General features: G+C 51.8%; 12 protein-coding genes and 1 tRNA gene. 9 read left to right on the forward strand and 4 right to left on the reverse strand.

Annotation, left to right across the window (positions count from 1 at the left end):
* The first annotated feature begins 55 nt into the window (after positions 1–55).
* The 9 genes from ABVS15_RS10705 to ABVS15_RS10745 all read left to right on the forward strand — a co-directional run bounded on the left by ABVS15_RS10705 (position 56) and on the right by ABVS15_RS10745 (position 8,227).
* Positions 56–1,228 carry a M24 family metallopeptidase gene (locus ABVS15_RS10705; RefSeq protein ID WP_369283665.1) on the forward strand — a complete coding sequence of 391 codons (1,173 nt, stop codon included), beginning with the start codon at positions 56–58 and terminating at the stop codon, positions 1,226–1,228.
* Positions 1,229–1,262: 34 nt separating this feature from the next.
* Positions 1,263–2,120 (forward strand): transporter substrate-binding domain-containing protein, encoded by an 858-nt coding sequence (locus ABVS15_RS10710; RefSeq protein WP_369283666.1) that lies wholly within the window; start codon positions 1,263–1,265, stop codon positions 2,118–2,120.
* Positions 2,121–2,211: 91 nt separating this feature from the next.
* Positions 2,212–2,898 carry an amino acid ABC transporter permease gene (locus ABVS15_RS10715; RefSeq protein WP_369283667.1) on the forward strand — a complete coding sequence of 229 codons (687 nt, stop codon included), beginning with the start codon at positions 2,212–2,214 and terminating at the stop codon, positions 2,896–2,898.
* An 11-nt stretch (positions 2,899–2,909) separates the two neighbouring features.
* Positions 2,910–3,605 carry an amino acid ABC transporter permease gene (locus ABVS15_RS10720; protein ID WP_369283668.1) on the forward strand — a complete coding sequence of 232 codons (696 nt, stop codon included), beginning with the start codon at positions 2,910–2,912 and terminating at the stop codon, positions 3,603–3,605.
* Between the two features lie 11 nt (positions 3,606–3,616).
* A complete protein-coding gene (locus ABVS15_RS10725) occupies positions 3,617–4,297 on the forward strand; it encodes a lactate utilization protein (protein WP_369283669.1) in 681 nt (226 codons plus the stop codon).
* 33 nt (positions 4,298–4,330) lie between these two features.
* Complete coding sequence (locus ABVS15_RS10730; RefSeq protein ID WP_369283671.1) at positions 4,331–4,873, forward strand: peroxiredoxin-like family protein; 543 nt, start codon at positions 4,331–4,333, stop codon at positions 4,871–4,873.
* Between the two features lie 35 nt (positions 4,874–4,908).
* Positions 4,909–5,661 (forward strand): amino acid ABC transporter ATP-binding protein, encoded by a 753-nt coding sequence (locus ABVS15_RS10735; RefSeq protein WP_369283672.1) that lies wholly within the window; start codon positions 4,909–4,911, stop codon positions 5,659–5,661.
* Positions 5,662–5,685: 24 nt separating this feature from the next.
* A complete protein-coding gene (locus ABVS15_RS10740; protein ID WP_369283674.1) occupies positions 5,686–6,822 on the forward strand; it encodes a MalY/PatB family protein in 1,137 nt (378 codons plus the stop codon).
* A 1,081-nt stretch (positions 6,823–7,903) separates the two neighbouring features.
* Positions 7,904–8,227, forward strand: coding sequence for a hypothetical protein (locus tag ABVS15_RS10745; protein WP_369283675.1), 324 nt, complete (start codon positions 7,904–7,906; stop codon positions 8,225–8,227).
* 249 nt (positions 8,228–8,476) lie between these two features.
* Here the strand turns inward: ABVS15_RS10745 and ABVS15_RS10750 are convergent.
* The 4 genes from ABVS15_RS10750 to rimI all read right to left on the reverse strand — a co-directional run bounded on the left by ABVS15_RS10750 (position 8,477) and on the right by rimI (position 11,461).
* A tRNA-Thr gene (locus tag ABVS15_RS10750) sits at positions 8,477–8,551 on the reverse strand.
* An 827-nt stretch (positions 8,552–9,378) separates the two neighbouring features.
* Positions 9,379–10,386, reverse strand: coding sequence for a tRNA (adenosine(37)-N6)-threonylcarbamoyltransferase complex transferase subunit TsaD (gene tsaD / locus ABVS15_RS10755; RefSeq protein WP_369283676.1), 1,008 nt, complete (start codon positions 10,384–10,386; stop codon positions 9,379–9,381).
* 24 nt (positions 10,387–10,410) lie between these two features.
* Positions 10,411–11,004, reverse strand: a complete 594-nt coding sequence (locus tag ABVS15_RS10760; protein ID WP_369283677.1) for a GNAT family N-acetyltransferase — start codon at positions 11,002–11,004, stop codon at positions 10,411–10,413.
* Entirely contained in the window at positions 10,958–11,461 is a 504-nt protein-coding gene (gene rimI / locus ABVS15_RS10765; protein ID WP_369283678.1) for a ribosomal protein S18-alanine N-acetyltransferase, read from the reverse strand. Before rimI ends, ABVS15_RS10760 begins: the two co-directional genes overlap by 47 nt.
* Positions 11,462–11,465 lie beyond the last annotated feature (4 nt).

Here is an 11,465-nt window from a genome sequence, read left to right on the forward strand (position 1 = left end):
ATAACACAGCACAAACTGCTTAAATAGGATTGATAAATTTTTAGGAGGAGACCCCATGTCAAGAAATGCTAAAGCCATCGCCCAACGAATTTCGGAACAAATGGAAAAATCAAATTTGGACGCGCTATTGCTGACTGAGGCCGGCAGTCTTATGTATGCTACCGGGTATAAAATCCGCTGGGGCGGTACGCTGGGTGTTGTAGCACCCGATGGCACTATAACGCTGATTTGCAGTGAATTCAGTAAAGACTCGATTGCTGACGTTGTAGACGATAAATTTGTGCGGATAGTGTCCTACCCCTGCTGGATTTTCATTGAAGATTACGCGACTCCGGGGGAAGTGAAGGAAGTGCAGCCGGACCCTGACGCGATTTTTCGGATTGCGCAGAGCTATATTCCAAAAACGTCCGGCAAACCTCGCATCGGTATAGAATCTCAGAGCTTGAATTATCTCCAGTATCGGTTCCTGGCGAACGCTTACGGTGAGGATGCCCTTATTAATGCGGGCCCGGTGCTGCGTGAGGCGGCCGCCATTAAAACACCTTGGGAAATTGAAGTTCTGCGCCGCAATGCCAAGGCCTCCCAGACAGCCATGCATAAGACGGCGCATAATACGCTCCCGGGCACGACAATGGCAGAAATATTTGATATGTTCACGAAATATGCTGTTGACGCGCTGCCGGGCACGACCTCAATCTCTCACGCACACACCATTGCACATAAGTTTACCCCGACTACGATGCCGGGAGTTTTTGAAGTGAAGCTGGGCGATTTGGTGAGACTGGACGGCGGCCCTAATGGTTTAGGGTATAACTCCGACTTGGGAAGAACCTTTGCGGTGGGTGGAGCCTGCAGCGACGATAAAAAAGAAATTTTCGAGGCGCTGTGGGCGGGGCATCAGTACCAGCTTGACAATATTAAGCCCGGTGTCCGTATGTGCGATATCTTTGAGGGCACCGACCGCGCAATCAAGCGGTTCGATTTTATGAATCATTACGGTTATACCCGGGGCCATTATGGGCACTCGCTGGGCTGTGCCATAGGAGCAGAGGAATATCCGTTCATCGCCCCGAACGAAACCCGTGTTTTTGAACCCGGAATGGTTTTCTGTATCGAAACGCCCTATTACAGCTCAAAGCATCACACCTATAACATCGAGGATACGGTTTTGATTACCGAAACGGGATTAGAGCCGTTCTCATCTGCGCCGCACACGCTGTTTTATTAACCAAACCCAGATAAACTTTGAAAGAGTGACTATTATGAAAAAAATAATTTCCGCTGCCGCACTGCTGGCGACTGTCCTTTTGACCGCAACCGCCTGCGCTAACAGCGGCCCCGATTCTTCCTCACAGGGACAGGAAACAAATGAGCCGACTGTTATTCGCTTCGGCGCACGCCAGGATTATAACGGCATTTCTTACATTGATGATTCCGGAAACCTAACCGGATATGACATTGAGGTTATGAAAGCCATTGACGAAAAACTGGAGAACTACGTTTTTGAATATGATGCCGTTGGTCAAGAGGCGCTGCTGACCGGATTGGAAGCTAAGCAGTACGTCGGCGCAATCGGCGGATTCTTCTGGAGCGAAAAGCGCGCCGAGGCGTATTTATTTCCCCAGAATAATATTGGTGCATCCCTGGCCTGCCTTCAGGTGCGTCAGGAAGACATCGGCAAACTTGTGACGCTGGAGGATCTCTATGAACGGGGCGGAAAGCTTGTTCCGATTTCCCCCATCAGCGGAACTTACGGGGTTGTCGTGGATTACAATACTGCGAATCCCGATAAGCAGATTGAACTAGGCACCATTGAATGGAATTCGGTGGGAACAGAACAAATCAGCCAGTGGATTCACGACGGGGTGTATGACGCCAACGTTTCGTTAGTAAACGGCTGGGACCTTGCACAGGAGCAGGGTGTCAATACCTTTGATACCGGCATTGACCGCGACCAGCCGTTTACGTACATCAAAAGCTATACGCTTTTTGCAAAGGGACAGGAAGCCTTTGTTAAAGAATATGACAGTGCGCTGAAAGCGCTGTTGGATGATGGTACAATATCGGAAATTTATAAGCGTTACAATGGGTTCGATTTTCTTACCCTTCAGCAATCCTGATATATTCACGGTACCGGGCGGAGGGTACCGCACACATAGACTGCATACAGCCTATGTGTGCGGTAGTTTCCGGAACAGACGGAGGTTTATAATGAGTATAGAAAAGACTTTGTATTATTTAGGTTTGTTGTTGCCGAATATTCTGATCTCTCTGAAAATTATGGGGTATACTTTTTTGTTCGGTATTTTTTTCGGCGCGGTGCTTGCTGCCGGCAAATTGAGCCGACACAAGATACTGCGCCAATTAGCTTACCGATATACAAGCCTGATGCGCGGTGTCCCCACCATTATTCTGCTTTTTATTGTGTATTATGGACTTCCGGCATTATTGCGCGCAGTCGTCGGGATAGAGTTGGATGCACAAAATAAATTACTCTATATTATTGTTACGCTTGTGCTTTTCAGCTCTTCGCAGATTTCGGAGTTGATACGTGCAGCTTATGAGGCGGTTCCCAAAGGACAGATGGAGGCAGCCCTGAGTATTGGAGAAACTCAGCTGACGGCGATACGGCGAATCATTCTTCCACAGGCAGCGTTAGTGATCCTCCCCAATCTTGCGGATATGATTGTTTCGCTGATGAAGGAAGCTGCACTGGCGTTTGTCATTGGCGTGGTAGACATTTTAGGACGTATAAACCTGCTGAAACTGAATGCATACGGAAAGAACGTTGTAGAAATGTACATTGCAGGTACCCTGATATTTTGGTGTTTTTCACTGCTGACGCAACTTGTATGTTCGCTGCTGGAACGCAGGCTGTCGCGCCATAAGCTGGCATAGGAGGCGATTGGATGTTTTCATTCTCGTTTCTCCTTGCATGCCTTGCAGAGGCTGCGCGGGGTATTCCATACACCCTGCTGATTACCGTCGTTTCCATTTCCGTAGCACTGGTGGTTGGCTGCGGGTTTGCCTTGATTCGGATACACAAAATTCCGGCGCTCAACCCTCTGGTGATTCTTTTTGTTTCTCTGATTCGCGGAACACCCGTTATTGCGCAGCTGTTTCTTGTGTTTTTTTGCCTGCCGATGATGGTTATGGCGACTTTTCCAGACGTGAATCTTTATAGCGTTAATCCACTGTTCTTTGCCTTTATCGTTTTTTCCTTAAATGCGACCTCCAGTATGACCGAAATTCTTCGCTCGGCACTGTCGTCTGTGGAAAAAGGGCAGATGGAAGCATCACAATCAATCGGAATGACAAATTTTCAGGCCTATCGACGCATTATTGTTCCGCAAGCCGCAGTCACAGCCCTGCCGGCACTATGCAACCTGACCACGGGTATCCTCAAAATGACTTCGCTGGGAATGCAGATATCTGTGCTGGAGATTACTGGACGTGCGAAAACGCTGGCATCCGAAAGCTATCGGTATCTGGAGGGATTTGTAGCATGCCTTATTATTTATTTAATATTGAATTTCGTGATTGAAAAATTCTTCCGTTTTGCGGAAATCCGCATGAAGCACTACAAGGCGCTGACGATTGAATAAGGGAGGCATACATGCTTACGAATCTTCCCGGCTATGTGCCTGATTTAAATAAAACCCTTCGCAGTTTAAATTCCAACCATATTTCTGCGATGCTTCAGCCTGATGCCGAAGCGGCACTAAACTGGATAAAAGCCACGATTACGCCAAAAAGCCGCGTAGCCATCGGTGGATCAAACACGCTGCGTGATATCGGCGCAACAGATTACATTGAAGACGGTGACTTTTTGTATACCAATCGCTACGTCAAGCACGTCCCTTTCAAATTGGATGGAAGTATTCCTCAAGAAGTCGTGGAACGCTCCTATTTGGACGCATTCACAGCGGATTTTTACCTCACAAGCACCAATGCTGTTACCGAGCAAGGAGAGCTGGTGAACGTTGATGGTTTAGGGAACCGCGTGGCAGCCATTGCATACGGCCCCAAAAAAGTCATTGTAGTGGTTGGCCGCAATAAAATTGTTCCAGATATACCCGCCGCATTTGAGCGATTGGGGCAGATTATCAGCCGCGGCGGCATGGGCGAACAGCGTGGAATTGAAACACCCTGCCGAACAGTGGGAAAATGCATTGATTGTAAGAGCCACAACCGTCCCTGCTGCACCTATTCGATTGTGCGCTATCAGCACAGACCGCCAGATCATGAGGGGGCACGTATTCAGGTTTTGCTGATCGACGAAGATTTGGGGTTTTAGCGCATCGAAGAGTTCTTTGACAAGGAGACAACTATGAATAAATATAATCTGAATGATCAGATGCCAAACTTCTCTGTTCTAACCGGCACGGGTCAAACGATGCTTTCGTCGCTTGTCTCCCGCAAGCGGCGGACAGCATTGCTTTTGCTGCGTTACGCAGGTTGCCGTATTTGTCAGTATGACATGCTGCAAATTTCGAATGCATATGAGGATGTACTTTTATCCGGCGGGCAGGTTCTGATTGTGTTGCAGTCGTCGCTTCCTTCCATTCAATCCCTTCAGGAAGAGCACCGGTATCCCTTTACAATAATCAGTGACGAGCGGGGGGTACTCTATCGTGCGCTTGGTGTGGGAAGCGCTTTGTCTGCGGAGGAATTGAGTTCTCCTGCCGGTCAAGATAAGCTTGAACGGGCTGTGGCGTGTGGAATTGTCCACGGCGCTTATGAGGGGAACGAACTACAACTTCCGGCGGCATTTGTGCTTACCCCAAATCTTAAGATTCTGTTTGCGCATTACGGAAGCAGCGCGGGGGATACACCTTCACCGTTAAAGCTGGCGGCATTGATGCGTGCATAACAAAAATCCAAACAATTCCGAGAAAGGAATACTCCATGATTGAAGTAAAAGGGATACACAAGGCGTTTGGCAAAAACGAAGTGCTGAAAGGCATTGACCTTAAAGTAAAAAAAGGGGAAGTTGTTGTTGTACTCGGACCCAGTGGATCAGGAAAAACAACGCTGCTTCGCTGCATTAATTTCTTAGAAAAGGCGGACGGAGGCGAGCTGTCTATCAAAGACACGACTGTGCCGTTTGCCACTGCAACCAAACAGCAGATCCAGGCTGTCCGCAGGCAAACAGCCATGGTTTTTCAGAATTATAATCTTTTTCAAAACAAGACGGTGCTGGAAAATGTTCTGGAGGGACTGACAGTTGTCCGAAAAATTCCTGTAGCTGAAGCACGTGAGTGCGCGTGCCACGCTTTGGACAAAGTGGGACTGAACGAAAAATACGACGCTTTTCCATCTCAGCTTTCCGGAGGTCAACAGCAGCGCGTGGGCATTGCGCGTGCGGTGGCGCTCAATCCCGAGGTCATTCTTTTTGACGAACCAACCTCCGCGCTGGATCCGGAGTTGGTCGGCGGCGTGCTAAATGTTATGAAAAAGGTAGCGGAAGATGGCATCACAATGATTGTCGTCACCCATGAGATGTCATTCGCCAGTGATATTGCCAATCATATTGTTTTTATGGATGGCGGTGTTATTATTGAGGAAGGGACTCCGGATAATCTGTTTTTTCACCCAAAGCAAGAGCGAACCAAGCAGTTTCTTGAGCGCATATTACCCAAATGGGGCTACAATATTTAATAATTCTGAGGAGCTGAAAATAGCATGAGTATTTTTGATACAGTTTTAGAACGGCGGGGTACCGACAGCGCCAAATGGGGTGCACAAGGCCCCGATATTCTGCCTCTTTGGGTCGCAGATATGGATTTCGCTGCCCCTAAGCCTGTGGTAGACGCCATGGCTGAACGGCTGAAGCATCCGGTGTTTGGGTATACCAGACCGGATGATTCGGTATATCAGGCCATTATTGACCATTATCGTTTAAATCATCAGGTTACGGTGAAAAAAGAGTGGATTGTTTTTCTTCCCAATGTAAATGTGGGTGTTAATCTTGCGTGTCGCATAGCAGAGGGACAACTGATGATGACCACCCCTATCTATTCCCATATCTATATGAGACTGGCGGACGAATCAAAAAAGCAGCGTGCTGTGGTGCCGCTGCTCTGTGAGAATGGTCATTATTCCATGGACTTTGAGACAATGGAACAAAAGGCTAACGAAGAGCACATAGGCGTATTTATATTGTGCAACCCGCACAACCCGGTTGGCCGCGTATATACACGTTCAGAATTGGAAGAACTGCTGGCTTTTGCGCAGCGGCACGACATTCTTGTGGTATCAGATGAAATTCATAGTGATCTGGTGCTTTCAGGTCGCCATGTTCCCTTTTTCTCTCTGGGGGAAGCCGCGCAAGAGCACTCTATCACACTGCACGCCGCCAGTAAAACCTATAATATTCCCGGTGTACCCATCGGATTTGCCATTATCCCCAACGAAAAGCTTCGAGCAGAGTTTGCACATCAGTCTTATGGGCTTCTGCCGGGATTTTCTGCGTTTGCATTGGCAGCGCTGAAAGCCGTGTTTACCGACTGCGAAGCTTGGCGTCAGGAGCTGATTGCTTATTTACAAGAGAATCAGAGATATCTGCGTAAGCGCGTTGCATCAATTGATGGGCTGGCACTGAAAGCCGAAAATGAAGCCACTTATCTAGCATGGGTAGATGCCTCGGGAATTGGGGTTGAGCATCCCTATCGCTTCTTTTTGGAACAGGCGCGCGTGCGTTTTGGAGATGGCGAGGAATTTTCGGACAAACAATTTGTGCGCATTAACTTTGGATGTCCGCGCTCTATTTTAGAAGAGGCGTTTGATCGAATTGAAAAAGCTTTGGAGCAGATCAGGTGAAGAGAATCTGCTGAAAAGCAGGAGGCCCTTTTACCGAGCTGGCACTGCCTTCTCCAGTCGGAATCGTTACTTAAATATTTTTAGTCCTGACGTAACACCGACAGGCCCGACGGGTCCCACCGGAGATGCAGGTCCCACGGGCCCGACCGGAGATGCAGGCCCTACCGGGCCGACCGGAGATGCAGGCCCCACCGGGCCGACCGGAGATGCAGGTCCCACCGGACCGACTGGAGATGCAGGCCCCACCGGACCGACTGGTGATGCAGGCCCTACCGGGCCGACCGGTGATGCAGGTCCTACCGGGCCGACTGGCGATGCAGGTCCTACCGGACCGACCGGTGATGCAGGTCCTACCGGACCGACCGGTGATGCAGGTCCCACGGGACCGACCGGTGACGCAGGTCCCACGGGACCGACCGGAGATGCAGGTCCCACTGGGCCCACCGGAGATGCTGGTCCTATCGGACCGACCGGTGATGCAGGTCCTACGGGGCCGACCGGTGATGCAGGTCCTACGGGGCCGACCGGTGATGCAGGTCCTACGGGGCCGACCGGTGATGCAGGTCCTACGGGGCCGACCGGTGATGCAGGTCCCACTGGGCCGACCGGCGATGCTGGCCCCACCGGGCCGACCGGAGATGCAGGCCCTACCGGGCCGACCGGAGATGCAGGCCCTACCGGGCCGACCGGAGATGCAGGCCCTACCGGGCCGACCGGAGATGCAGGCCCTACCGGGCCGACCGGCGATGCAGGTCCTACCGGGCCGACTGGCGATGCAGGTCCTACCGGGCCGACTGGCGATGCAGGTCCTACCGGGCCGACTGGCGATGCAGGTCCTACCGGGCCGACCGGCGATGCAGGACCCGACGGGCCCACCGGCCCGACGGGCCCCACTGGACCCGCCGGAGACGCAGGTCTTGAAGGCCCCACCGGACCCACTGGTGATGCAGGCCCCGCCGGGGCAGATGGAGAGAATGATTTAACGACACATGGCAATGCGTTTTCAGTGCTCAACACGAGTATCCCGATAAACAATGCTACCGTGTATTTGCCCTTGCAGATAATGTTGGTTGCAAGCAATATGGCACTGAACAACAACGCTTTGGAAATTCAGGAGACCGGCCTTTATATGCTTAGCTATAGGGTCATTCTTGCTCCACAAGCGACCGCAGATACGCTTACGTTTTCCGTTTATAACACCGCTAACCAAACAGGTGTTGCGGATATTGAAATAATGCAGACGCTTTCAACCACTGAACAGATGAATATCACCGCAACGGGTCTTGCCAATTTGACAGCCGGTGAAATAATTAGTGTTGGTGCTTCAACTTCAGCTAACATCAATCTTCAATTGGCTGCGGAAGGTGTAACAGTTTCGCTTATGGCTGTGAAAATCTCCAGTTAACGTTTGGGCAGGTCTGTTTTTGCGGACAATGACAAAGAAATCTTAGGTCAAAAAAGCGAATGATAAAGCAAGGTGGCGCCGCGTAAGCAGCGCCACCTTGCTTTTTACTAAGACATGGGGAAGTACTGAGCGTGCGATCGGATTGCGCGAGCTGCTGTGCTCGCTATAATAGATACCAAAGCTGCCCAAAATCTGGAATGCCATATTAAAAAAATAGATCAGAGCCGTCACGTTCGACGGCTCTGATACTGGAGCTTGTGGTCGGAATCGAACCGACAACCTGCTCATTACGAATGAGCTGCTCTGCCATTGAGCCACACAAGCATATGTAATTCTGTGTCATCCGACACGTGAAATTTTCTGCGTTCCAATGATACTGCATTACCAACAGCCGTCTGACTGTTCGTTACACAGAGCTGGCGAATGGCGAAATGCAGAACCTAATGTAGAATAGCATATTTTTGCGGGAGCGTCAACATAATTCTCCCAAAGCTTTTAAAAGAAAACAGTGGCAATTCTTTTGAGAATGAATATCGCAGAAAAAAGCGAATAATACAAATTGTATTTTTTGCAGGAAATGGTGCGAAACACCATGGGCGATTTGACCATCAGGGCACTAGTGCGGTCAAGAGCGTGACAGCCTTTTGCAGAAAACGCCTGAATCCGCCATTAGCAGCCCGAAAAAACATAGCAGAAAAAGAAGAAACACGCTTTCTACAAAAAAATAAAAATTTACATAAGCTTTACAATAAAAACCTACTACAAAAAGTTATCCACATTTTCCACAGGGTTTTCAACAGCGAAAAATCACTGTCAAATCAATGAAAAATGGAAAATAAGATAAAAATGAAAAAACGTCAATGCATACTAAGGCCAATTTTAAAATCCGAAAATGATTTACATAATACATGAGGGCTAAAAAAATTCTACATCAACTCTAAAAATTTCAGAAGTATTTTTTTAAATTGATAGAAAAAAAACGAGCTATGCAAAAGAGAAAGTTGACTCCCTTTACAGGCACAGAGGGCAATGCACGGGTATTCATGTAAAGGCTGCATATTGCAAAAGGTTAGAAAAAATGCCGCCGGACAACTGTCCGGCGGCGGCGGAAACGAGCGGGGGTTATCGGCGAAAAGTAGGGAACTTTTGTATCAGGCGTCCAGCGGACGGGTGGCATAGGCGTTCAGGTCCATACCTGCCGTGCGCCCCGCCAGGAACTCATAATAGCCCTGCGCGCCGATCATTGCGCCGTTATCTCCGCAAAGGCGCAAGGGCGGCAGATAAAGCTTGCAGCCCGCCTTTTCACAGGCGTCCTCCAAATCCGCGCGAATCACCGAGTTGGCGGCCACGCCTCCGGCGGCGCACAGGGCCTTGTGCCCCGTCAGGGCCAGCGCGCGCATCGCCCGGGGGACCAACTCGCCGCTGACGGCTTTGGTAAAGTCACGGGCCAACGCGGCCCGGTCCAAGGGCTGGCCGGTCTGCTCGGCGCGGTGAGCCAGATTTACCACCGCGGTTTTCAGCCCGGAAAAGCTCATGTCAAGTTCCGCGCCGTCTACATGGGCGCGGGGAAGCGGGTATACGCACCCTTGAGACTGCCTGGCCAGCTCGTCCATCGGTTTTCCGCCGGGGTAGGGAAGACCCAGCACCCGGGCGGCCTTGTCAAAGCACTCGCCTGCGGCGTCGTCCCGGGTGGAGCCGAGAATGCGCAGGTCGGTATAGTCTCGCACATCGGCAATCAGCGTATTGCCGCCGGAGATGGCGAGGGCCACGAAGGGCGGCTCCAGCTCCGGGAATGCCAGATAGTTGGCGGCGATGTGGGCGCGGATGTGGTGGACGGGAATCAGGGGCTTGCCCCAGGCGAAGGCTACGGACTTGGCAAAGCTCAGCCCCACCAGCACCGCGCCGATCAGTCCCGGCGCATAGGCCACGGCCACCGCGTCGATGTCGTCCCGCCCGCAGCCGGCTTCACGTAAGGCCTGTTCCGTCAGGGCGGCGATGACTTCCACATGCTTGCGGGAGGCAAGCTCGGGGACCACGCCGCCGTATAGCGCGTGCATTTCAGCCTGTGAGGCAATTACATCGGACAGCACCCGCCGTCCGTCCGTCACCACCGCCACGGCGGTTTCGTCGCAGGTGGATTCAAAAGCCAGAATGTTCATCGGTTCCTCTCTTTTCAGCAGGGTTTACTGGTCCCAGGGCACCACCGGCAGAGGGGGGGCGTCCGGATTCAGGGGAATGCGCATGTATTTGGCGTATTTTTCTGCGCCGAATCGGCTCTCGTAAATAAAGCGGTGCTGCAGCATCAAATCCTCGTCGCTGACCGGCCCGTCGGACCAGTAAAGGGTTTTGTAGCGCACGCCGAAGGCCTCGGAGTCATAGCCCGCCAGAAGGGCATGGTTCCGGGCGTAGAAGCCCAGACGCCGCTCTGCCATGGCAGTGTCCGGGGCCTCTGTGGGGGATTCAGACTCCCCGAGAATCACCCATCCCGCGTAAAGCTCCTGCATCATTCGCAGGATTTCCCCGCCTGCGCCTCCGCCCCGCCGGGTGGGGGAGACGCACAGATAGTCCAACAGCGTCCAGCCGGGCACGCCCATCCACAAAAAACAGGCGCCTGTGATTTCGCCATCCTCCACCAGTACCAGGGGGTCGTAGCACCCGTCCTCCAGCATCTCCGTCATGGCCCGCAGGGGCTTTAGCTCGGCGGGCGGAAAGGCGGGGCGCAGAAGGGTTTCATAGACCGTCTTCAGCTCCGGGAGCGTCGCGGTTCTCAGTTCCATAGTCAAACTCCAATTTCATGATGAGCGCGTCCTCTTTCGGAAGCTCATAGTAATTTTTTCGCCGTCCCGCGGTGCGGAAGCCGTGGTGCCCGTAGAGCACAATGGCCGCCGTGTTGCTGGGGCGGACCTCCAGCGTTAAAAACGACAGGCGGTTTCCCTTCGCAAAATTGATAAATACCTGCAAAAGCTGGGCTGCAACACCCTTTTGCCGGTCCTCCGGCCGGACGGCCACGTTGGTGATATACCCCTCGTCCAAAATCACCTGAAGCCCCGCGTAGCCCACTACCCGGCCGGTTTCGTCCAGCGCGGTGAGAAAGGCGGAGCAGGCGTTGTCCAACTCCTCTGCCAGCATGTTCCGGGACCAGGGGGCAGAAAAGCACACCTTTTCCAGCGCCGCGATCTCGTCCAGATGCTCTGGGGACATGGGGACGATGCACACCTGTTTTCTCTGTTCCATAGAA

Source organism: Oscillibacter sp. GMB15532 (genome assembly GCF_041020825.1).
Taxonomy (GTDB): Bacteria; Bacillota; Clostridia; order Oscillospirales; family Oscillospiraceae; genus Oscillibacter.

What these genes read in the sequence shown, in the direction of transcription:
- ABVS15_RS10705 (WP_369283665.1), top strand. Translation starts at nt 56, where the DNA reads ATGTCAAGAAATGCTAAAGCCATCGCCCAACGAATTTCGGAACAAATG.
- ABVS15_RS10710 (WP_369283666.1), top strand. Translation starts at nt 1,263, where the DNA reads ATGAAAAAAATAATTTCCGCTGCCGCACTGCTGGCGACTGTCCTTTTG.
- ABVS15_RS10715 (WP_369283667.1), top strand. Translation starts at nt 2,212, where the DNA reads ATGAGTATAGAAAAGACTTTGTATTATTTAGGTTTGTTGTTGCCGAAT.
- ABVS15_RS10720 (WP_369283668.1), top strand. Translation starts at nt 2,910, where the DNA reads ATGTTTTCATTCTCGTTTCTCCTTGCATGCCTTGCAGAGGCTGCGCGG.
- ABVS15_RS10725 (WP_369283669.1), top strand. Translation starts at nt 3,617, where the DNA reads ATGCTTACGAATCTTCCCGGCTATGTGCCTGATTTAAATAAAACCCTT.
- ABVS15_RS10730 (WP_369283671.1), top strand. Translation starts at nt 4,331, where the DNA reads ATGAATAAATATAATCTGAATGATCAGATGCCAAACTTCTCTGTTCTA.
- ABVS15_RS10735 (WP_369283672.1), top strand. Translation starts at nt 4,909, where the DNA reads ATGATTGAAGTAAAAGGGATACACAAGGCGTTTGGCAAAAACGAAGTG.
- ABVS15_RS10740 (WP_369283674.1), top strand. Translation starts at nt 5,686, where the DNA reads ATGAGTATTTTTGATACAGTTTTAGAACGGCGGGGTACCGACAGCGCC.
- ABVS15_RS10745 (WP_369283675.1), top strand. Translation starts at nt 7,904, where the DNA reads ATGGCACTGAACAACAACGCTTTGGAAATTCAGGAGACCGGCCTTTAT.
- tsaD (WP_369283676.1), bottom strand. Translation starts at nt 10,386, where the DNA reads ATGAACATTCTGGCTTTTGAATCCACCTGCGACGAAACCGCCGTGGCG.
- ABVS15_RS10760 (WP_369283677.1), bottom strand. Translation starts at nt 11,004, where the DNA reads ATGGAACTGAGAACCGCGACGCTCCCGGAGCTGAAGACGGTCTATGAA.
- rimI (WP_369283678.1), bottom strand. Translation starts at nt 11,461, where the DNA reads ATGGAACAGAGAAAACAGGTGTGCATCGTCCCCATGTCCCCAGAGCAT.